This window comes from Streptomyces sp. NPDC096310, from assembly GCF_044763125.1.
Taxonomy (GTDB): Bacteria; Actinomycetota; Actinomycetes; order Streptomycetales; family Streptomycetaceae; genus Streptomyces.
Window position 1 is genome coordinate 197282 of the sequence record NZ_JBIWFO010000007.1, and the last position, 20966, is coordinate 218247.

Here is a 20966-nt window from a genome sequence, read left to right on the forward strand (position 1 = left end):
GCTGCTCGGCCACGGAAGGCGGTGCGGACACGGAGGGCGGTGCGGCCACCGGAGACGCTGCGGAAGCGGGAGCGGAAGTGCGGTCGGGGGCGCTGGTCGGGGCCGGGGAGCCGGGATCGGCGGAGTCGGGCATGCCAGGTGCAACCTGTGCCGTCGGCCGTGACATTCCGGCGCTCATCATCTGTTCAGATGGTGAGACCGCGAAGCTCCGCCGCCATGTTCGCGCGCGCCCGCGCCTCCCACTCCCGGACGCCGTACGGGGTACGGAACAGGTCCGGCAGCGCGAGCAGTTGCTCCAGCACGGCGGCCCGGCCCGCGCGGAACTCCGGGGCGGGGACGAAGCCGTACTCCTCCCGTACGGCTGTGGTGTACGCGGCGTACACGTCCGGTGCCGAGGCCAGGACGGCGAGGTCGGCATCGCACAGGACGGCGCCGTTCCGGTCGCCGGGGCCGGTGGCGTGCCCGGCGGTGAGCCGGACGAGCCGGGCGACCTCGGCCGTCCCCTCCGCGCTCAGCCCGGCCTCGGCCAGGGCGCGTTCGGCGAGCCGGGCGGAGCGCTCCTCGTTCTCGGAGCGGTCCGGCCGGTAGACCGCGTCGTGGAACCAGGCGGCGAGCCGGACGAGCGCCGGGTCGTCCGCGTACTCCGCGAGCGTGTCGACCCGGTCCAGGACGGCGGCCAGATGGTCGGTGGTGTGGTACCGGCGCTGCGGCTCGGCCCAGCGGGCGAGGAGATCGTCGGCGTACACATACGGGTCCGGGACGCTCGCGGCGGTCGCCTCGCCCGGGAGCAGGGACCGGAGGGTGATCGCGAAGCGGTCGCGAAGAGCGGGATCGGGCATGCCGAGAGCCTAGGCCAGTCACGGCCCGGGCCCCCGGCAGCGGGGGGCGGCGCGGTCAGGACGCCTTGAAGCGCCTCAGCCGCAGGCTGTTCCCGACGACGAAGACCGACGAGAACGCCATCGCCGCGCCCGCGATCATCGGGTTGAGGAGTCCGGCGGCGGCGAGCGGCAGCGCCGCCACGTTGTACGCGAAGGCCCAGAACAGGTTCCCCCGGATCGTGCCGAGCGTCCGGCGCGCCAGGCGGATCGCGTCGGCGGCCACGCGCAGGTCGCCCCGTACCAGCGTGAGGTCGCCGGCCTCGATCGCGGCGTCCGTGCCGGTGCCCATCGCGAGGCCCAGATCGGCCTGGGCGAGGGCGGCGGCGTCGTTGACACCGTCACCGACCATCGCCACGGACCGGCCCTCCGCCTGGAGCTTCCTGACCGCCTCGGCCTTGTCCTCGGGCATGACCTCCGCGATCACCCGGTCGGCGTCGATACCGACCTCGGCGGCCACGGACGCGGCGACCGCCCGGTGGTCACCGGTGAGCAGGACCGGCGTCAGACCCAGCGCGCGCAGCCGCCGTACGGCCTCCGCACTGGTCTCCTTCACCGCGTCCGCCACATCGAGCACGGCCCGCGCCTCGCCGTCCCAGGCCACCGCGACGACCGTACGGCCCGCCGCCTCGGCCTCCGCCTTGCGCAGCGCCAGCTTCTCGGGCAGGTGGATCTCCCACTCCGCGAGCAGCTTCGTCCGGCCCACGAGGAGCGCGTGGCCCTCGACCACACCCCGCACACCGAGCCCGGGAACGTTCGCGAACTGCTCGGGCGTGGGCAGCGTACCGACGCGCTCGGCGGCGCCCTGCGCGATCGCGCGGGCGAGGGGGTGCTCGGAGGCGTGCTCCAGGGCACCCGCCAGCCGCAGCACCTCCTCGTCGGTGGTGCCCTCCGCGCTGTGCGTGGCCAGCAGGGCCATCTTCGCGGTGGTGACGGTGCCGGTCTTGTCCAGCACGATGGTGTCCACCCGCCGCGTCGACTCCAGCACCTCGGGCCCCTTGATCAGGATGCCGAGCTGCGCGCCGCGCCCTGTACCGACCATGAGTGCGGTGGGCGTGGCCAGGCCGAGGGCGCACGGGCAGGCGATGATCAGTACGGCGACGGCGGCGGTGAACGCGGCCGTCAGCCCGCCGCCCGCCATCAGCCAGCCGCCGAGCGTGGCCAGCGCGAGCACGATCACGACCGGTACGAAGACGGCGGAGATCCGGTCGGCGAGGCGCTGGACGGACGCCTTGCCGTTCTGGGCGTCCTCCACCATGCGCGCCATACGGGCGAGCTGGGTGTCGGAGCCGATACGGGTGGCCTCCACGACGAGCCGGCCGCCCGCGTTGAGCGTCGCTCCGGTGACGCCGTCGCCCACGGCGACCTCGACCGGGACGGACTCGCCGGTGAGCATCGAGGCGTCGACGGCGGAGGAGCCCTCGACGACGGTGCCGTCGGTGGCGATCTTCTCGCCGGGCCGTACCAGGAAACGGTCGCCGACCTGGAGTTCCGCCGTGGGGACGGTGGTCTCCCGGCCGTCGCGCAGGACGGTGACCTCCTTGGCGTCGAGGTCGAGCAGCGCGCGGAGGGCGGCTCCGGCCTTGCGCTTGGAGCGGGCCTCGAAGTAGCGGCCGGCGAGGAGGAAGGCGGTGACGCCGGCGGCGGCTTCGAGGTAGATGTTCCCGGAGGCGTCGCCGCGGCTGATCGTCAGTTCGAAGGGGTGGGTCATGCCGTGCATGCCCGCCGTGCCGAAGAAGAGCGCCCACAGCGACCAGAGGAACGCGGCCGAGGTGCCGACCGAGATGAGGGTGTCCATCGTGGCCGCGCCGTGCCGGGCGTTGGTCCAGGCGGCGCGGTGGAAGGGCCAGCCCGCGTAGGTGACGACGGGGGCGGCGAGGGTGAGGGACAGCCACTGCCAGTTGTCGAACTGGAGCGGCGGGATCATGGCCATCGCGATGACCGGCACGGAGAGGAGAACGGCGGTGATCAGGCGCTGGCGCAGGGTCCGCAGCTCGGCGTCGTCCTCGCCGTGCCCGGCGTCTTCGGCGTCCGTGTCGGCCTTCTTCTCGCCGGACCCGTCTCCCGCCGGCTCGGGGCGTACGGGGCGTACGGGGCGGGCGGCCGGGGGCTCTTTCGCCGTGTAGCCGGTGGCCTCCACGGTGGCGATCAGATCGTTCACTGACAGCCCGTCGGCGTAACTGACCTTGGCCTTCTCGGTCGCGTAATTGACGGTGGCCTCGACCCCGTCCATCCGGTTGAGCTTCTTCTCGACACGTGCGGCGCAGGAGGCGCAGGTCATGCCGCCGATCATGAGTTCGACCTCGGCGGTGGAGCCTGAGCCGGGGGCTGGGCCGGTCGGGGTGCCGGTGGTCCGGTTGGTGCTCATGGGCGGCGGCTCCTTCTCTCTTCGGTCTCGCTCGACGGCCTCGCTCGGCTCTTCGACCGAGTTCCATCGTACCCCCTAGGGGTATGAGCTTCCTCCCTGTATACCCCCTGCCCGTATCTAATTCAAGGGCTGGCCGTGATCGGTCCGGCCCCTTAGGCTTGAATATTGGACTAGACCTATCTCCCCGTCCCCTCCCCGACGAATGAGGTCCCCACTCATGAGCAAGCGCGCAGTCCTGGAGGTGATCGCCCTCGACGCGGAGGACGCGATCGCCGCACGGAACGGAGGTGCGGACCGCCTCGAACTGGTCACCGACATGGCGGCGGACGGACTGACCCCGGCCACCGCGACCTTCGCGAAGATCCGCGCGGCCGTCCCGATCCCCCTGCGGGTGATGCTCCGGCTCACGGACGGATTCGCCGCGGGCGGCCCGGACGGCGCGGCGGCGCTGGTCGCGGCGGCGCGGGCGCTGCGGGCCGAGGGCGCGGACGAGTTCGTCCTCGGCTTCCTCGACCCGGACGGCACACCTGACCTGGTCACGGTCGAGCGGCTGATCGCCGAACTGGACGGCTGCCGCTGGACCTTCCACCGGGCGATCGACCACGCCGCCGACCGCGCCGCCCTGCGCAGGAGCCTCGCGGATCTGCCCGGCCTTGACACGTACCTCACGGCGGGCTCCCCGGCGGGCGTCACCGAGGGCCTGCCCACCCTCCAGGCCGAAGCGGCGGCGACCGCCCGCGGCGAACCGGGCTACGGGGCCCGCCTCATGGCCGGCGGCGGCCTGCGTCTGTCCCACGTCCCGGTCCTGCGCGCGGCGGGCGTGACGGCGTTCCACATCGGCGGCGCGGCCCGCCCCTCGGGCTGGTCCGCGCCGGTCTCGGCGGCATCGGTACGGGAATGGCGGGCGACGCTCGACGCGGTGACGGCCGACAGGTAGCGCCTGGGCGCGTAGTGCGTAGCGCGAGGGGTTCGGAGCCGGGCCCGGACCGCGGCGGGCGCGGGCCCGCCCCCCCCGGCCCCGCCCTCAGCCCCCGCCCTCAGGCGGCAGCGGTGGCGGTGAGCTGTTCCGGCAGGGCTGCCGCGTGGACCACGACCAGCCCCGAGACCGCTCGGGTGAGCGCCACGTACAGCCGGCGCAGACCCGTCCGTTCGTCCGGTTCGCCGTCGACCACCGCCGCCGGCTCGTCCAGCACCACGTAGTCGTACTCCAGGCCCTTCGCCAGCGACGCCGGTACGAGCGTCAGGCGCGCCGTCGATGTCGTCTCCTCGCCCGGTGCGAGATACCCGAGCCCCGCCGCCGTCAGCGCCTGCGCCAGCGCCGGGATCCGGGCGTCCGCCGCGATCAGGCCGATCGAGCCCTCGTGCGCCAGCGACTCCCGGCAGGCCGTGACCGTCGCCGCGGCCAGCTCCGCGGCGTCCGGAACCGCCCGTACCGCCAGCGACCCCGGCGACTCCCGTACGGAGGCCACCGGCGCCAGCCCCGGCGAGATCGCGGGCAGCAGCCGGGACGCGTACGCGATCACCTCGCGCGGTACGCGGAAGCCCGCCGTCAACTCCTCGACCAGCGCCTCCGGTTTACCGAGGTGGTGCAGCGCGTCCGCCCAACTCGACGTCGCCCACGGTGTCGTACCCTGCGCCAGATCGCCCAGCACCGTCGCCGAACCGGTCGAGCAGCGGCGGCCCACCGCGCGGTACTGCATGGGCGAGAGGTCCTGCGCCTCGTCGAGCACGACATGGCCGAGCGAGTGCGTACGGGCGATCAGGTCGGCCGCCTCGTCGATCAGTACGGCGTCCGCCGGGGACCACTTCGCGGACTTCACACTCCGCGCCGGCTTCGCCCACAGGATCGTCTTCTGCTCGTCGGCGCTCAGCACCCCGTCCGCGTGCGCGGCCAGGAACTCCGCGTCGGAGAGCAGCCGCAGCACCAGCTTCGCCGGATCCACCTGCGGCCAGACGGACTTGACCGCCGCCTTCACCGCCGGGTTGCGTGCCACCGCGTTCTGCACCCGGTCGTCGGGCGCCTCGCCCGCCTCCTCCATCCGTACGAGCACGGCGTGCGCGATGCGCTGCGGCAGGGCCTCGTGCGCCGCGCCGTACCGCATGTCGCGGGCGAGCAACTGCTCGACCATCTCGACGAGTTCGTACACCGGAACCCGCCAGCGCCGCGAGCCGCGCACCACCACGACCGGCTCGGTCGGCAGCGTGACGTGGGACCGCACGGCCCGCCGCAGCACCTCCGCCATCCGGGCGTCGCCCTTGATGACGGCGGCGTCGGCCGGATCCGTACCGCGTACCTCCGTACCGGCCGCGACCAGATCCGCGACCGTCGCCTGCTTCACCTCCAACTCGCCCAGCGTGGGCAGCACTTGCTCGATGTAGTGGAGGAAGGAGGCGTTCGGCCCGATGACCAGCGTGCCCGTACGGGCCAGCCGCTCGCGGTGCGCGTACAGCAGATACGCGACCCGGTGCAGACCGACGGCCGTCTTCCCGGTGCCAGGACCGCCCTGCACACACACCGTGCCGCCCAGCCCGCTGCGGACGATCTCGTCCTGCTCGGGCTGGATCGTCGCGACGATGTCCCGCATGGGGCCGACGCGCGGGCGCTCGATCTCGGCCTGGAGCAGCTTGCTGGAGGTGTCGGCCTCCGTCGGATCGGAGAGGTGCTCGTCCTCGTACGCGGTCAGCTCACCGGCCGTGTAGCCGAAGCGCCGCCGCAGCGCCACATCCAGCGGCTTCCCCCGGGACGCCTGGTAGAAGGGCTGCGAGACGGGCGCGCGCCAGTCGATCACCATGGGGTCGCCCTCGGCGTCGTGGACGTGCCGCCGCCCGATGTAGAAGGACTCGCCCTCGGCGCCCTCGGCCTGCTCCGCCCCCACTGCGTGCAGATAGTCGAGCCGGCCGAAGAAGAGCGGGGTGTGGGCGAGATCGGCGAGCGCCTTGACGCGCTCGTCGATCTGGGACTGGAGGACGGCCGCGTTGACCCAGTTCGCGGTGACGTCGCGGATGTCGAGCGCCTGCACGTCCTCGCGCATGGCGCGCAGTGCGGAGCGGGAGGCGCTGAGATGGGCGCGTTCGCGCGACAGGGGGCCAGGGGGGTCGAGGGGCGCGGTCACGGTGGTGCCTCCGGGGCTGTACGCACACCGGCGGGCCGCGCGCTCCTGCCGTCCGTCCGTACACGCGTCGGTACCTGTGGGCGTACCTGTGGGTGTACGTGCGGGACGGCCGGACGGCGGGCTCCGTTCCGGCGTGGCTCACGTCATGGCGGTCGGCCGTCCGGTTTCCGTCCGGACGACGGCGCTCCCAGCGGAGGGAGGCGGGCAAGGTCCAGGATTGTAGCCAGTCGGTGACGACCGGGCGAATGCTTTTCCTCCGTCGCCCGGCCCGGGGGTCGGCGGCACGCGAGGTCCATCCTTCAGGGGACCCCGCCCGACCGAAAGTCGTACGGCGGCGCGCATGAGGTTCACGCCGTGGGCCGATGTCATCCACAGGCCCCGGAGAGACCATGGATACATGAGCACAGCAGCCTTCACCCCGGCCCACGCCCCGCACAGCGCGCCGCTTCCCGGTGCGACCGCGACGGGCTCCGTCCCCCACCCGGGCCACCCGGTCGGCAACGCGCTGCGGGCGGCCAGGGTCTTCCTGACCACGGCGTTCAACGTGGCCGTGATGGGGGAGTACGCGGAGGAGGCGGGCATCAAGCGCCGTCACTGATCCACTAGGGTCGCGGCCGTGACCTACCGGACCGTGACCTCCCGCTCACTCATCGCAGTGGGCGCGCTCGTCCTCTCCCTCGCCGCGTTCGCCGCCGTCTGCGTCACCCGGCCCGTCCCACTGGCCGACACCCGCGTCTACCGCGCGGAAGGCGCCGCCGTCCTCGGGGGGACCGACCCCTACGGGACCGAGCTGTACGGCACAGGCCCCCACGCACCCGGTACCGGCATCGACGCGTCCCGTCTCGACGCGTCCGGCCTCGACGGAACCGCGTACCCGCCCTTCGCGGCGATCCTCTTCGTACCGACCACCTGGCTCTCCGCCGACGCCCTCAAGGTGGCTTTCGTCCTCGGCAACCTCGCGCTGCTGGCACTGCTCGTACGGCTGTCCCTGCGCCTGGTGACCCGCACCGTCGTCCCCCCGCCCGCAGCGGCAGGAGCAGCGGCCGTGGCCGTGGCCCTCGGGCTCTGGCTCGAACCCGTCGCCCGGACCATCCTCCTCGGCGAGATCACCCTCGCCCTCGCCTGCCTCGTCCTGTGGGACCTGGCGCGCCCCGACCACGCCCTCGGCAAGGGCTTCGCCCTCGGTATCGCGGCGGGCATCACCCTCACCCCGGCCCTCTTCATCGCCTATCTGCTGCTCACGTCCCGGGTACGGCAGGGGCTGACCGCCCTCGCCGCGCTCACCGGCACCGTGCTGCTCGGGATGCTCGTCCTCCCGTACGCCAGCGACGAGTTCTGGACCAGCCGGGTCTTCGAGACCGACCGCACCGGCGCCGCGTGGGCCGCGGGCAACCAGTCCCTGCACGGCCTGCTGGCCCGCCTCCTGCACACGCCCGACCCGGGCGCGGTCTGGGCGGCCCTGGCCCTGCTCACCGCGGCCGCCGGACTCTGGACCGCCCGCCGCGCCGTCGTACGGGCGGGGTCGGAGACCTGGGGGGTCCTGCTCACCGCCCTGACCGCGCTGCTCGTCACCCCGGTGAGCTGGTCGCACGAGTGGGTCTGGTGCGTACCGCTGCTGGCGGCCCTGCTCGCCGAGGGCCGCCTCCGTACGGCGGCGCTGGCCGGGGCGGTCTGGACGGCCCGCAGCTTCTGGGCCGTACCGTACGAGGGCGAGCCGGCCCTGCGCCTGCCGTGGTGGCAGCAGCCCCTGATCTCGCCGTACGCGCTCTGCGCCCTGGCGCTCCTGGCCCACGCGGCCTGGCACCGCACCCGGGCGCCCGCCGGCGACGGGCCCCCGCTCCCCCGGGAGACGCCGGCCGCGACGGACCGGTCCCCCCGGGGCCGGCCCCTCACCCCTCGGTGAGGAGTTCGTCGGCGTCGACGATCCGGTACGCGTACCCCTGCTCCGCCAGGAAGCGCTGCCGGTGCGCCGCGAAGTCCTGGTCGATGGTGTCGCGCGCGACCACCGAGTAGAAGCGCGCCTCGTGACCGTCCGCCTTCGGGCGCAGCACCCGGCCGAGCCGCTGGGCCTCCTCCTGGCGGGAGCCGAACGTGCCGGAGACCTGGATCGCGACCGTCGCCTCGGGCAGGTCGATCGAGAAGTTCGCGACCTTCGACACCACCAGCACCGAGATCTCGCCCTGCCGGAACGACTCGAACAGCTTCTCGCGCTGCGCGTTGCTCGTCTCGCCCTTGATGACCGGCGCGTCCAGATGCTCGCCCAACTCGTCGAGCTGGTCGATGTACTGGCCGATGACGAGCGTCTGCTCGCCCTGGTGCCTGCGCACCAGCGCCTCCGTCACCTTCCGCTTCGTCGCCGTCGTCGCGCAGAAGCGGTACTTCTCCTCCGTCTCGGCGGTCGCGTACGCGAGGCGCTCGCTGTCGGTGAGGTTGACCCGTACCTCGACGCAGTCCGCGGGAGCGATGTACCCCTGCGCCTCGATCTCCTTCCACGGCGCGTCGAAACGCTTCGGCCCGATGAGCGAGAAGACGTCCGACTCGCGGCCGTCCTCCCGTACGAGCGTCGCGGTCAGGCCGAGCCGCCGCCTGGCCTGGAGATCGGCGGTGAACTTGAAGACGGGCGCGGGCAGCAGATGCACCTCGTCGTAGACGATCAGCCCCCAGTCGCGGGAGTCGAACAGCTCCAGGTGCGGGTAGATGCCCTTACGGCGCGTCGTCAGCACCTGGTACGTGGCGATCGTGACCGGCCTGATCTCCTTCTTCGTACCGCTGTACTCGCCGATCTCGTCCTCGGTCAGCGACGTGCGCTTCACCAGCTCGTGCTTCCACTGGCGGGCCGAGACGGTATTGGTCACCAGGATCAGCGTCGTCGCCTTGGCCTGCGCCATCGCGCCCGCCCCGACCAGCGTCTTCCCGGCCCCGCAGGGCAGCACGACCACACCGGAACCGCCGTGCCAGAACCCCTCGACGGCCTGCTTCTGATACGGCCGCAGCGCCCACCCCGACTCGTCCAGCTCGATCGCGTGCGCCTCGCCGTCCACATAACCGGCCAGGTCCTCGGCCGGCCAGCCCAGCTTGAGCAGCGTCTGCTTGATCTGGCCGCGCTCGGAGGGATGCACGGCGACGGTGTCCGGGTCGATCCGGTTGCCGACCAGCGGCTGGACCTTCTTGGAGCGGAGGATCTCCTCCAGCACGGGCCGGTCGGTGGAGGTCAGGACCAGGCCGTGGGTGGGGTGCTTGGAGAGGGTGAGCCGCCCGTAGCGGGCCATCGTCTCGGCGACGTCCACGAGCAGGGCGTGCGGCACGGGGTAGCGGGAGAACTCCACCAGCGCGTCGACCACCTGCTCGGCGTCGTGCCCGGCGGCGCGGGCGTTCCACAGACCCAGCGGGGTCAGCCGGTAGGTGTGGATGTGCTCGGGGGCGCGCTCCAGTTCGGCGAAGGGCGCGATGGCACGACGGCAGGCGTCGGCCTGGTCGTGATCGACTTCGAGCAGCAACGTTTTGTCGCTCTGGACGATGAGCGGTCCGATCACGGTTGCGCCCTTTCTCTCATTCGCCGGGGCTTGGCGGATGCCAAACGACCAGTGTCGCGCATCGCGCGCCGATCCGGCACCCGCGCCGATCCGGCACCCGGGGTATCGGGGATCTGAGGGTGCCGGGGCCGCGTATCCCCGCGGGGTGGGGGCATCAGGGGGCTATGACCGCTGAGACGGAAAGGACCGGGCCGGCGAGTGCCGCGCGCCGGGGTGTGTCGTGGGGCCGGAGCATGTTACGGGTGGCGATCATGGGGGTCGCCTTTCTCGCCCTGGTGGGGTTCGCCGCCGTGCTGGCCGAGATGACGTTGACGCCGTCCCCGGTCTCCGCCGACCTCGCGGGGTCCAATCTCCGGCCCGGGCACTCGCTGCGGCAGTACGCCGAGGACTACACGTTCCTCGCCGCGTGCAAGCAGATCGGTGGGAACCTGCTGATGGGGGCGCCCTTCGGGGTGATCCTTCCGTTGCTCTTGCCGCGCAGGCTGCGAATGGTGCGGGTGGTGGTGCTGACCGTCGTGGTGATGGCGCTGGTGGAGCTGGCGCAGGGGGCGATGGTCGAGGGGCGGGCCTTCGACGTGGACGATGTGATCCTGAACACGGGCGGCGCGCTGATCGCGTATCTGGTGCTGGGGCGGCGGGTCTCGCGCCGGTTCCACATGCTCGACGCGCCGCAGCCGAAGCCGCAGCCGAAGCCGAAGCCGCGGCCACGCACCCGGCCGGAGCCGGAGCCGGAGGCTGCGCCGGGGGCGGAGGTGTCCTTGGTGAAGCCGGGCGGGCGGGTGTCCGACCGGCTGCTGCTCCGGCTGCGGCGGCTCAGGCCGGGTCGTCGGCCAGCTCCGCCACTCCCGTGATGCGGTGCAGCGGGTACGTACGGACCTCGTCGGCCGTGTGGTCGTACGCCGTGACGTAGCCGCCCTCGACCCGGACCGGCGCGATGACGCGCTGGCTGGCCGCGCCGTCCGCGTTGACGTAACCGATCCAGACCGCCGAGCCCGTCATGGCGGCGGCCTGGACCGTCGCGAGCGTTTCGGCGGATGTCGTGCGGGGCAGCGCGCCGTTCGCGCCGGCCGGGGAAGCGCCGGCCAGCGCCGCCGCCGCCGACAAGGCGGCCGATCCGGATGCCATCGGCTCGGGCACCGGCCTGCGGACCACCGTCGCCGCCATGTCGCCGGCCCGGATCGCCCGTACCGCGGCGCTCAGCAGCGTTCCGTCCGGCGTGGGCGGCCCGTCCTGGACCGGCGCGGGCGCCGCGCGGGGCGGGGTGCGGTGGGCGTGGGCGCGGGTGATCATCACATCGCCGTCGGCGGACTCGGCGGCGGGCGCGAAACCCATCGTGCGCAGCCCTTCGAGCAGCGCCCCCGCGTCCGCGTGGGCCGCGAGCACGGTCGGCGCGAGGCGGCGCAGCCGCAGGCTCTGGGAGCGCTTGTCGGCCAGGATCTCGTCGAGCACGGCCTCGTCGTCGCACCGTACGTACGCGGAGGCCACGCCGACCCGCAGATGGCCGTGCTTCCGCGCCACATCGTCGATGAGGTAGGCGAGCGGCTGCGGTACGGGCGTACGGCTGTGGTTCTTGAGGAATTCGTGCAGGTCGGAGGCGGACTGTCCGGCGTCCAGGGCACGGCGTACGGAGCCGGGCGTGAAGCGGTAGACGGTCGCGCCGCCCTTCGACTCGACATCGGCGGCGACGGACAGCAGCTCGGCGAGGGGGCGCAGCAGCGGACCGGGAGCCACGGCGGTCAGGTCGGCCTGGAGGAGTACGTGGTCCAGGGCCTCGGGCAGCAGCGGCGCGAGGGCGCGGGCGGCGCGGAGCCCGGCGGGGGAGAGGCCGGTAGCCGGCTGGACAGGGGCCCGGTCCGTGCCGGTGTCCGTACCCCCACCCGTACCCGTGCCGTTGCCGTCCAGGAGCGCCCGGGCGTGGGACGACAGCGCGCCCCGGCCCGTGATCCCCAGCATCTCCGCCTCGTTCAGCGTCCATGCGGCGAGGCGCCCGCGCAGGTCGTCCGAGCGGCCGGCGGCGGACGCACCGCGCAGGGGGCGTTCCCAGCGCAGCCGGGCGAGCAGCGACTCCGGGTCGGGGGCGGTGCCCTCGGGGAGGGTGGCGAGGAGTTCGAGGACCCGCCGCCGTACCTCCGGGGCGGGGCCCCGGTCCAGGTCGGGGCCGAGCGCCGCGAGCGTACGGCCCTTGGAGTCCTGGCTGCCGACCAGCCCGGCGGTGCGGGTCGCCGTCAGCCAGGCGGTGGCGAGGCGGGCCCAGCGCTCGGGGGCGGGCAGCTCCTGCCAATCGTCGTAGGCGGGGGTCGGCGCGTACCGTTCGTCCGTCTCGCCGTCCGACGCCAACAGCCCTGCCGCGTAAGCGAGTTCGACCCAGAAAGCGGCGATGGGCTCGGTGACGTCCAGGGCGGTGGCGGTGCGCTTGAGGTCGCGTACGGAGAGGCCGCCGGCCCGCAGGACGTTCGGGCCGCCCTCGTTCCAGTCCTTGGCCAGCTCCTCGACCGTGGCGAGCGCGGTGAACGCCTGGCCCGCCGCCGTACTGTCCACCACCTGTGGACGGGCGGTCTCCGGCCGGGCGGCCGGGGACAGGGCCGGGGACAGCGGACGGCCGGCCCGGGCACGCGCGGCGGCCGATCCGGCAGCAGCCCCCTCCGTGCGCGGCGCGATCGCGGGCGCGGCCGGCTCCGGCCTGCGGTGCGCGCGCCCGGCGCGCAGATGGAGCGCGGCCTCGCGCGGCAGCACGACCGTCCGGGTGGTCGCGGGCAGCAGCAGCCCCCGGTCGCGCAGCCAGCGCACGGGCGGCGTCGGGCTGGACGTCACCTCGCCGTACGGCGGCCCCCACACCAGCCGGTCCAGCACCGACAGCGCCTCCATGGGCGCCGTGTCGAGCAGCGCCGCCATCCGCGTCCGGTCGGTGAAGAGCGCGGTGAGCGCGGCGACGGCGGAGACCGGGTCGTGAGTGGAGGGCAGCCCCGTCGCGGTCAGGATCTCCTGGAGCCGGCCCGGCGACATTCCGGCCGTGGCCTCGGCGACGGTCGGGCCGAGCCCGGTCGGCGAGGGGTGCGTGGGGGACGGCGCCAGCAGCTCGCGTGCGGTACGGACGAGGCGCAGCCGGTCGTCGGCGCCCCAGATCAGCGCCTGGTCACGCAGGGTCGCCACGGCGGTGGGCAGCGCCGCCTCGATCCGCTCGTCGCCCTCGTCGCCGGTCAGCAGCGCGCGCAGCGTGTCGTACGGCGCGGGCTCGGGCGCGACGGCGAGCGCCTCCGCGGTCTGGAGGGTGAACCGGTCGAGCCGTTCCAGCGCCCGTACGACGGACGCGCGGGTTCCGGCGCGGGTCGCGAGCTGGGAGAGATCGCCCGGCACCGGGTTGAGGAGATCGGGCCTGGCACGCAGCAGGGCGGCGAGCGAGTCGTCCCCCTGGGCGCGCAGGGCCTCCGCGAGCGTGCGCGGTGGCGTACCGCCGGTTCCTTCGGACACGTGCGCCTCCTGCTCAGCCTTCGCGGGTCCCCATCCGTTCCACGTTAGCCCGTGAAGGCCCCGCCGCTCGCGTCCCAGGGGTGGGGCGGGGCGCGGGTTTTCCGGGCCGGGGTGGATTCCGGCGTTCTTCGTACCGGAAGAACGTGCTGGACGGCGAGGTGGACGGGGTGGACGCACGGGGGAGGAGTTCGACACCATCGCGCTGTGGCCGCCGTGGTGGCGGTGGCCGCGCCTGCCCGGGGTGTGCGGTGCGTGTGTGCGGAGGACAGTGTGGGGATCGAGAGCGACCAGCTCGTCTACGACTACCTGAGTCGTGTCGGGGACGCGGCCCAGCAGCAGCACCTGCCCTCGGGGGACCGGATGCGGCTGGTCTCGACGCTGCGGAACGAGATCGACAAGCAGCGCGGGAAGTTCGGCACCGACAGCCCGGCCGCGGTCCGCCGGATCCTGGGACGGCTGGGGGAGCCGCACGCGCTGGTACGGGAGGCCGCACGGCGGGGCGGGAACGGGGACGGGGGTACGGCGGCGGCGCGGGCCCCTGAGCCGCCGGAGGTCGCGGTACCGGTGCAGCGGACGGGGCTGACGAAGGGGTTCGGCCTGCTGGGGGCGAAGGGGGCCAAGGGCTCCAAGGCACCGAAGGCATCGGAGGGGCCCGGGGCGGCCGAGCCGGCAAGGCCCATGGAGCCGCGAGGGTATGCGGAGCCGGAGCAGACGGAGAAGCCGGAGCAGCCGGAGAAGCCGGAGGAGCCGGAGGTCTGGACCGTCACCCCGATGCCCTTCGCCCCACCGCCCGCCGCCCCGCCGGCCGTCCCTCCCTCCGCGGCGGAAGCGGGGCCCAGGATCCCCGCGCAGGCGTCGGAGTCCCCCGTACCCCCCGAGGACTCCGTACCCCCGGCGGCCTCCGCTCCCTCCGCGCCGAGGACGCCGCCCCGGGCCCGCCCGGGGCCCGACTGGTGGCGGATCGACTCCGGGCCCGCGGGCATGGGCGGCATGGGCGGCACGACGATGGGGCCGACGCACGGGTTCGTGGGCGGGGTCGAGATCCCCGACATGCTCAGGCCGCCACCACCGCCGAAGAAGACGGCGGGCCCGGCGGACGCGACCGATCCGGAGTCGGCGGCGGACGGCGCGGACGGCACCGGCACGGAGGCCGCCGGGGTCCCGGACGACGCGGCGAGCGGCACACGCCCCCGCCGGAGGTTCCGGCTCCGCGCCCGGCCCCGCGAGGCCAAGGCCAACGGTCTGTCCAACCCGTTCCTGCTGCTGGCGGCCGCCCTGCTGGTCGCGGGCGCGTTCCTCGGCTCCTGGCTGGCCCTCGGCGGCGGCTGGCTCCTCGCGTACGCCTCCCGGACCCTCTCCCGCGCCGAGGCGAAGTGGGCGGTCTTCGGCCTCCCGGGCGTGTCGGCGGCCGGCGGCCTGGTCTGGATCTGGGGCCGGACGGACGGCCGCTGGGGCGAGGTGATCCCGAAGGACGGGATGGCGGACGCGCTGTCCGGGGTCTGGCCGGTGGTGCTCCGTACGGCGGCGGTGTCGTCCGCGCTCTACCTGGTCTGGCGCGCCCGGCGGAAGCGGGCGGGATAGGCCCCGGCGCGGGACTTCTCGGCGCGGACGTGGGCGGCTACCGCAGGGTGATCGCCTGTACGGGGCAGGTCGCCACGGCCTCGCGGACCGCCGCGTCGTCCCCGTGGTCCGGATCCCCGGCGTCGTCCGCGTCGCCCGGCAGCAGTTCGGCCACGCCGTCGTCGTTCTGGGTGAACACGGCGGGCGCGTGCAGTACGCACATCGCCGCGCCGATGCACCGGTCGGTGTCGATGTCGACAGGAATGCCGAGGGTCATGGCGGGCGCGCTACCAGGCGACCGGCAACTCGGCCACGCCGCCCAGCAGCGCGTGCGGGACGCTGCCGCGTACCTGCTCCGGGGAGACGGACAGCCGGAGGGACGGAACACGGCGCAGCAGCGTGTTGAGGGCGATCTCCATCTCGGCGCGGGCCAGGTTCTGCCCGACGCACTGGTGGATGCCGTAGCCGAAAGCGACATGGCGGCCCGCCTTGCGGCGGATGTCCAGGACGTTCGGATCCTCCCAGGCGTTCGGGTCCCGGTTCATCAGCATCGTCGAGATGATCACGCCGTCGCCCTTCCTGATGGTCCGTCCGGCGATCTCGATGTCCTCCGTCGCCACCCTCTGGAGCGCGTCCGTGACCGAGATCAGCCGCGTCAGCTCCTCGACCGCGCCCGCGGTCAGCGATGCGTCGTTCCGCAACGCGGCGAGCTGGTCCGGGTGTTCGAGCAGGGCCAGGACGGAGGTGGCGATCGTGCTGGACGTGCTCTCGTTGCCGCCGACCATCAGGACCGAACAGATCGTCACCAGCCCCTCCAGATCCACGCCGCCCGGATCCGCGCCGTCCCGGTTCCGGGCGCTCGCGATCATGTCGTCGATCAGCCCGTCGCCGGGCACCCGCTCCCTCCGCGCGATCAAGTCGCGTAGATAGTCGAGAATGTCCTGGAACGCCTGCGCGGGCGAGTCCGCGTCGGCCGCGTCGGCCGGGAAGAGCGCGCGCCGGGACCACGCGTCGAGCTGGGGACGGTCCTCCTCCGGTACGCCCAGCAGCGCGAAGGTCGAGTCGGAAGCGAGGGGCAGGGTGTAGGCGGTCACCAGGTCCGCCCGGTCGCCCCCGCCGACCATCCGGTCGAGCAGCGCCTCGGCCGTCCGCTCGATGTACGGACGCAGGGCGGCGATCCGGCGGATGCCGAAGCCTGAGGTCAACAGCTTGCGCTGGTGGGCGTGTTCGGGGTCGTCCGTGCCGATCAGGGGGAGGGCGTCGAACCGTTGGGAGGCGAGGCGTTCCGTCAGGAAGGGGAAGTCGGGGCGGTCGGTGTCGGAGGAGAGCCTCGGATCGGGCAGCAGAGCGCGGCCCTCGGCGTTCCCGGAGACCAGCCAGACCAGCCGGCCGTCGTACAGGGCCACCTGCGACAGCGGCCCGGACTCGCGCAACCGGTCGTATCCCGGGGGCGTTTGATACGGGCAGGCGCGCTCCATCGGAAAGCCGGGAGCCCGGACCGCCGGACCCGTCTGATCCGTCTGTTCGGCGGTCGATGTCGAAGGGGTGTCGGCCGGGGTGCCGGCGGTAGCTGTCACGGTCTTCCTCGCCATCCTCGGGTTCCGTGCTCGCCCGGGAGCGTTCGGTTCGCCCGGGAACGTTCGCCCGGGGACAGCCTGCCGATCAGCGGCCCCCGGCGCCTCGGGAAGAGCGCGGATTCATCCGTACGTGGCTGCACGTGTTCACGTGTACGTGCGCCGCCCGGGCGCCCGGGGCGTTGCTCCCGGCCCCTGCGCCTCGTTGTTCCCGGTGTCCCGCGAACGGGCCCAGGTAAAGGCGGCAGACTGTGAGCAACGGAACGATCGACCACGAGGAAGCCGTACGGGGCGGCGCACGTCTCATGGAGATCGCGGCGGGCGGCTGCGCCTCGCGCGTGCTGGCGGTGGTGGCCAGGCTGCGCGTCGCCGATGTCCTGGACGGCGGGTTCCTGCCGGCGGACGAGATCGCCGAGCGCACCGGCGCCGACCCCGACGTACTGCCGCTCCTTCTCCAGGTGCTCGTCCCGTGCGGGATCTTCGAGCGCGACCGGCACGGGGCGTTCGGGCTGGCGGCGGGCTTCGCCGCGCTGCGGAGCGATCACCCGGGATCCCTGCGGAACTTCCTCATCCTGCTGGGCGAGACGTATGACGACGCCCTCGGCGGGCTGCTCGGCACCGCCCGTACCGGACGGTCCGGGTTCGAGCAGGTCTTCGGCGTTCCGCTCTACGAGTACCTGGGCCGCAACCCGGAGGCGGAAGGCGTCTTCGACGCGGCGATGGCGGAGTTGGCGGTTCCGGCGGCTGCCGCGCTCGTGGAGCGGTTCGACTTCTCCGGGGTACGGCGGGTGGTCGATGTCGGCGGCGGCGACGGCACGATGGTCACGTCGATCCTGACGGGCAACCCGCACCTGGAAGGCGTGTGCGTCGACCGGCCGAGCGTCTGCGAGCGGGCGAGCGCCCGGCTGGCCGCGACCGCCGGGCACCCCCTCGCGGGCCGGCTCAGGTTCCATCCGTCGGACATCTTCCAGGAGGTGGCCGAGGGCGGTGACCTGTATCTGCTCAAGAACGTCCTGCACGACTGGTCCCACGAGGGCGGCGTCCGCATCCTCGGCGCGGTGCGCCGGGCGATGACCCGTACCGCGCAGAGGCGCGCCCCGGGTGTGCCGCGCCCCCGGCTGATCGTGATGGAACCGCTTCTCGGGGCGGAATCCGACGCGGCCCACTCGCTCTTCCAGACGGTGATCTGCGGGAAGGCGACGCGGGGCTTCGAGCGCCATGACGACCTGCGCGCGCTGCTGAGCGCGGCGGACTTCGGTGTGCTCTCCGTCGAGAGGCTGTCCAGCGGGCATCACGCCTTCGAGTGCGCGACCGGCTGACCGAGCGACCGAGCGACCGGCGGAAACGGCTCCTCGGCCGCTCCGGAGGCCGACGTGACCGGCTGTCAGTCGCTGCGCCCGCCCTCCCGGCCGGAGCGGCCCCCGGCGGCCACGGTCTTCCCGTCCGCCGCCGTCGCCGCCGTCGACGCCGCCGTCCTCGCCCGCGCCCCGTCCGCCGCCGTACCGTTTCCCTCCGGGCTGTACGGCGCCCCCGGCACCACCAGCGGTGACCCCGTCACCGGGTCGGGGACCACCACCGACTCCAGCCCGAAGACCTCCCGTACCAGCTCCGCCGTGACGATCTCCCCCGGCGCACCCTCCGCCACGATGCGGCCCGCCTTCATGGCGACCAGGTGATCCGCGTACCGGGCCGCCTGGTTGAGGTCGTGGAGCACGATCACGACCGTGCGGCCCTGCTCGTGGTTGAGGCGGCGTACCAGGTCGAGGACCTCCACCTGGTGCGCGATGTCCAGGAAGGTCGTCGGCTCGTCCAGGAGGAGCAGTTCCGTCTCCTGGGCCAGCGCCATCGCGATCCAGACGCGCTGGCGCTGCCCGCCCGACAGCTCGTCCACCGGCCGGTCGGCGAGCGCGGTCACGTCCGTACGGGCCATCGCGTCGGTCACCGCGCGCTCGTCCTCGTCCGACCACTGCTGCCACCAGTGCTGGTGCGGCTGCCGGCCGCGCGCCACCAGGTCGGCGACGGTGATCGCCTCCGGTGCGGCCGGCGACTGCGGCAGCAGCCCGATCGACCGGGCGATCCGCCGGGTCGGGATGCGCGCCAGTTCCGTACCGTCCAGCAGGACAGAACCGCCCTTCGGCCGCAGCAGCCGGCCCAGCGCGCGCAGGGTGGTCGACTTGCCGCAGGCGTTGGGGCCGACGATGACCGTGACCCGCCCGTCCGGGACGGCCAGGTCCAGTTCGTGGACGACCGTACGGTCCTCGTAGGCGAGCGTCAGCTCACGCGCGACGAGCTTGCTCATCCCTTGCCTCCCGTGCCGGTTCCCGCGGTACGTCCGCGGACGATCAGCCAGATCAGATACGGGGCGCCCACCGCCGCCGTCAGCACCCCCACCGGCAGTTCGGTCGGCGAGAGCAGCCTGCGCGCCAGCAGATCCGCCAGGACGACGATCACCGCGCCCATCAGCGCCGAGCACGCCAGCGGGATCTGCGCCGTACGCGTCATACGCCGCGCGATCTGCGGCGCCAGCAGCGCCACGAAGTCGACCGGGCCCGCCGCGCCCGTCGCCACCGACGCCAGCACCACACCGAGCAGCACCAGACCGAGCCGGACGCGCCCGAGCCGTACGCCGAGCGCGGTGGCGGTGTCGTCGTCCATCGAGACGGTGCGCTGCGCGTACGCCGCCCATGCCACCGCGGGCAGGGCCGCCAGCAGCACCCAGCCGAGCGGGGCGGCCACGTCCCAGCCGCGCCCGTTGAGCGAGCCCGTCATCCAGACCTGGGCCTGCTGGGCGACCAGATAGTCGCCCTTGGTCAGGAAGAGCGTGGTGATCGAGCGCAGCGCGATCGCGAAGCCGATGCCGATGAGGACGAAACGTGTGGCGTGCAGTCCGCCGCGCCACGCGAAGACGTACACCAGCCCCGCCGCCACGATGCCGCCGGTGACGGAGAGGTAGGGGAGTACGGAGAAGGACGTCACCCCGTACGTCATCGCGCCGACCGTGAGCGCGCTCGCGCCCTGGCTGACGCCGATGATGTCGGGGCTGGCGAGCGGGTTGCGGGCGACGGTCTGGATCAGCGCGCCCGCGACCCCGAACGCGAGCCCGACGAGCAGCCCGACCACCATGCGCGGCAGCCGCAGCGTCCCGACGACCAGTTCCTGCGAGGACGGCTGTCCGGTGAGGACCTTCAGCACCTCGGCGGGGGGTACGAAGCTCTCGCCCACGCTCAGATACGCGACACAGGCGGCGGCGAGGACGGCGGCGAGCCCGGCGGCGACGACGGCGGAGCGCCGGTGCAGCAGGAACGATCCGCGCGCGGCCCGTATCCGTGTGTACCCGGCGGGCCGTATCCCGGACCGGGGCGGAGCCGGAGCGTCGTCCACGAGGGACTTCGCGGTGGTCGTCACGCGGGCACCGCCTTCCGCCGTACGAGCGTGACCAGGAACGGCACCCCGATCAGCGCCGTCATCACCCCTGCCGGAACCTCACTCGGCGGGAAGACGATCCGGCCGATCACATCGGAGACCAGCAGCATGACGGGGCCGATCAGCGCGGCCATCGGGAGCACCCAGCGGTGGTCGGTGCCGACGAGCGCGCGGGCGATGTGCGGAACGGCCAGCCCGATGAAGGCGATCGGGCCCGCCGCCGCGACGCCCACACCGGTCAGCACGGTCGCGCCGACGCCGCCCAGGATCCGTACGGCCGCGACGTTCTGGCCCAGCCCCTTCGCGACGTCCTCGCCGAGCGCCAGCGCGTCCAGGCCGCGCGCCACGGAGACCACCAGGACCGTGCCGGCCAGCAGGAACGGCCAGACCTGGGCGGCCACTTCGGAGCCGCGGCCGGCGAGCGCCCCGACCTGCCAGAAGCGGAACTCGTCCAGCGTCGCCGCGCTCGTCGTCAGGACCGCCATCGTCACCGACACCAGCAGCGCGTTGATCGCCGCGCCGCCGAGGGCGAGTTTGACGGGGGTCGCGCCGCCGCGCCCCCGGGCGGCGATCGCGTACACCGCGACCGAGGCGACGCCCGCGCCCGCGAACGCGAACCAGACGTAGCCGCTGAGGGTGTGCACCCCGGCGAAGGCGATGGCCAGGACGACGCCCACCGAGGCGCCCTGGCTGACGCCGAGGATGCCGGGGTCGGCGATCGGGTTGCGGGTGATGCCCTGGAGGGCCGTACCGGCGAGGGCGAGCGCGGCGCCGACCATCAGCCCGATCAGGGTGCGCGGGACGCGCAGTTGGCGGATCACCTCGGCGTCGTCCCCGTGCCCGGAGCCCAGCAGGGCGTCGACGACGGCGGACGGCGCGACGGCCCGCGCCCCGACGGCGAGGCTCAACAGGACGGCGAGCAGGACGGCCACGACGCCCGCCACCGTCCAGCCGACTCGGCGGACGACGAGTCCGCCCCTGGCGGTACGGGACGGGGTCGTCGGGACGACGGCGGCTGGCATCGGAACCCATCGGAGGCGGTCGGGGCGGGC

At 73.7% G+C, this 20966-nt stretch carries 16 protein-coding genes; 6 read left to right on the forward strand and 10 right to left on the reverse strand.

Annotation, left to right across the window (positions count from 1 at the left end; genetic code table 11):
- Positions 1-185: 185 nt before the first annotated feature.
- Both ACIQ7D_RS17110 and ACIQ7D_RS17115 read right to left on the reverse strand, forming a co-directional pair.
- Positions 186-839 carry a hypothetical protein gene (locus ACIQ7D_RS17110; protein WP_403938233.1) on the reverse strand — a complete coding sequence of 218 codons (654 nt, stop codon included), beginning with the start codon at positions 837-839 and terminating at the stop codon, positions 186-188.
- A 55-nt stretch (positions 840-894) separates the two neighbouring features.
- Complete coding sequence (locus tag ACIQ7D_RS17115) at positions 895-3243, reverse strand: heavy metal translocating P-type ATPase (protein ID WP_403938235.1); 2349 nt, start codon at positions 3241-3243, stop codon at positions 895-897.
- A gap of 217 nt (positions 3244-3460) precedes the next feature.
- On the opposite strand from ACIQ7D_RS17115, the gene ACIQ7D_RS17120 reads away from it, so the two are divergent.
- The gene (locus tag ACIQ7D_RS17120; RefSeq protein ID WP_403938237.1) at positions 3461-4180 is read left to right on the forward strand and encodes a copper homeostasis protein CutC; all 720 of its coding nucleotides are present in this window, start codon (positions 3461-3463) and stop codon (positions 4178-4180) included.
- A 100-nt stretch (positions 4181-4280) separates the two neighbouring features.
- Here the strand turns inward: ACIQ7D_RS17120 and ACIQ7D_RS17125 are convergent, their stop codons facing one another.
- Positions 4281-6356 (reverse strand): HelD family protein, encoded by a 2076-nt coding sequence (locus ACIQ7D_RS17125; RefSeq protein ID WP_403938239.1) that lies wholly within the window; start codon positions 6354-6356, stop codon positions 4281-4283.
- A 397-nt stretch (positions 6357-6753) separates the two neighbouring features.
- Here ACIQ7D_RS17125 and ACIQ7D_RS17130 point away from each other — a divergent pair, with 397 nt between their 5' ends.
- Together ACIQ7D_RS17130 and ACIQ7D_RS17135 are read left to right on the forward strand one after the other, a co-directional pair.
- On the forward strand, positions 6754-6954 hold the full coding sequence (locus ACIQ7D_RS17130) for a hypothetical protein (RefSeq protein ID WP_403938240.1): 201 nt from the start codon (positions 6754-6756) through the stop codon (positions 6952-6954).
- Positions 6955-6972: 18 nt separating this feature from the next.
- Positions 6973-8259, forward strand: a complete 1287-nt coding sequence (locus ACIQ7D_RS17135; RefSeq protein ID WP_403938242.1) for a glycosyltransferase 87 family protein — start codon at positions 6973-6975, stop codon at positions 8257-8259.
- Here the strand turns inward: ACIQ7D_RS17135 and ACIQ7D_RS17140 are convergent.
- Positions 8246-9889, reverse strand: coding sequence for a DNA repair helicase XPB (locus ACIQ7D_RS17140; RefSeq protein ID WP_403938244.1), 1644 nt, complete (start codon positions 9887-9889; stop codon positions 8246-8248). The genes ACIQ7D_RS17135 and ACIQ7D_RS17140 overlap by 14 nt on opposite strands.
- Positions 9890-10140: 251 nt before the next feature.
- Between ACIQ7D_RS17140 and ACIQ7D_RS17145 the strand changes: the two genes are divergently transcribed.
- Entirely contained in the window at positions 10141-10740 is a 600-nt protein-coding gene (locus ACIQ7D_RS17145; protein ID WP_403938347.1) for a VanZ family protein, read from the forward strand.
- On the opposite strand, the gene ACIQ7D_RS17150 is transcribed toward ACIQ7D_RS17145, so the two are convergent.
- Positions 10703-13357, reverse strand: coding sequence for a helicase C-terminal domain-containing protein (locus ACIQ7D_RS17150; protein WP_403938246.1), 2655 nt, complete (start codon positions 13355-13357; stop codon positions 10703-10705). The genes ACIQ7D_RS17145 and ACIQ7D_RS17150 overlap by 38 nt on opposite strands.
- A gap of 270 nt (positions 13358-13627) precedes the next feature.
- Between ACIQ7D_RS17150 and ACIQ7D_RS17155 the strand changes: the two genes are divergently transcribed.
- Entirely contained in the window at positions 13628-14938 is a 1311-nt protein-coding gene (locus ACIQ7D_RS17155) for a hypothetical protein (RefSeq protein ID WP_403938248.1), read from the forward strand.
- A gap of 37 nt (positions 14939-14975) precedes the next feature.
- On the opposite strand, the gene ACIQ7D_RS17160 is transcribed toward ACIQ7D_RS17155, so the two are convergent.
- Both ACIQ7D_RS17160 and ACIQ7D_RS17165 read right to left on the reverse strand, forming a co-directional pair.
- On the reverse strand, positions 14976-15194 hold the full coding sequence (locus ACIQ7D_RS17160) for a ferredoxin (protein WP_403938249.1): 219 nt from the start codon (positions 15192-15194) through the stop codon (positions 14976-14978).
- A gap of 10 nt (positions 15195-15204) precedes the next feature.
- On the reverse strand, positions 15205-16494 hold the full coding sequence (locus ACIQ7D_RS17165) for a cytochrome P450 (RefSeq protein ID WP_403938250.1): 1290 nt from the start codon (positions 16492-16494) through the stop codon (positions 15205-15207).
- Positions 16495-16742: 248 nt separating this feature from the next.
- Between ACIQ7D_RS17165 and ACIQ7D_RS17170 the strand changes: the two genes are divergently transcribed.
- The gene (locus tag ACIQ7D_RS17170; RefSeq protein ID WP_403938251.1) at positions 16743-17810 is read left to right on the forward strand and encodes a methyltransferase; all 1068 of its coding nucleotides are present in this window, start codon (positions 16743-16745) and stop codon (positions 17808-17810) included.
- Between the two features lie 65 nt (positions 17811-17875).
- Here ACIQ7D_RS17170 and ACIQ7D_RS17175 read toward each other — a convergent pair whose 3' ends face one another.
- From ACIQ7D_RS17175 to ACIQ7D_RS17185, 3 genes are read right to left on the reverse strand one after another with little or no spacing between them, the layout of a single operon-like run.
- Positions 17876-18790, reverse strand: coding sequence for an ABC transporter ATP-binding protein (locus tag ACIQ7D_RS17175; protein ID WP_403938253.1), 915 nt, complete (start codon positions 18788-18790; stop codon positions 17876-17878).
- Positions 18787-19896, reverse strand: coding sequence for a FecCD family ABC transporter permease (locus ACIQ7D_RS17180; protein WP_403938255.1), 1110 nt, complete (start codon positions 19894-19896; stop codon positions 18787-18789). Before ACIQ7D_RS17180 ends, ACIQ7D_RS17175 begins: the two co-directional genes overlap by 4 nt.
- Positions 19893-20936: a FecCD family ABC transporter permease gene (locus ACIQ7D_RS17185; RefSeq protein WP_403938257.1), complete on the reverse strand. Its 1044-nt coding sequence runs from the start codon at positions 20934-20936 to the stop codon at positions 19893-19895. Before ACIQ7D_RS17185 ends, ACIQ7D_RS17180 begins: the two co-directional genes overlap by 4 nt.
- Positions 20937-20966 lie beyond the last annotated feature (30 nt).

Coding starts and splice junctions, on each gene's coding strand:
- ACIQ7D_RS17145 (WP_403938347.1), top strand. CDS start 10,141: ATGGGGGTCGCCTTTCTCGCCCTGGTGGGGTTCGCCGCCGTGCTGGCC.
- ACIQ7D_RS17160 (WP_403938249.1), bottom strand. CDS start 15,194: ATGACCCTCGGCATTCCTGTCGACATCGACACCGACCGGTGCATCGGC.
- ACIQ7D_RS17175 (WP_403938253.1), bottom strand. CDS start 18,790: ATGAGCAAGCTCGTCGCGCGTGAGCTGACGCTCGCCTACGAGGACCGT.
- ACIQ7D_RS17115 (WP_403938235.1), bottom strand. CDS start 3,243: ATGAGCACCAACCGGACCACCGGCACCCCGACCGGCCCAGCCCCCGGC.
- ACIQ7D_RS17130 (WP_403938240.1), top strand. CDS start 6,754: ATGAGCACAGCAGCCTTCACCCCGGCCCACGCCCCGCACAGCGCGCCG.
- ACIQ7D_RS17185 (WP_403938257.1), bottom strand. CDS start 20,936: ATGCCAGCCGCCGTCGTCCCGACGACCCCGTCCCGTACCGCCAGGGGC.
- ACIQ7D_RS17110 (WP_403938233.1), bottom strand. CDS start 839: ATGCCCGATCCCGCTCTTCGCGACCGCTTCGCGATCACCCTCCGGTCC.
- ACIQ7D_RS17120 (WP_403938237.1), top strand. CDS start 3,461: ATGAGCAAGCGCGCAGTCCTGGAGGTGATCGCCCTCGACGCGGAGGAC.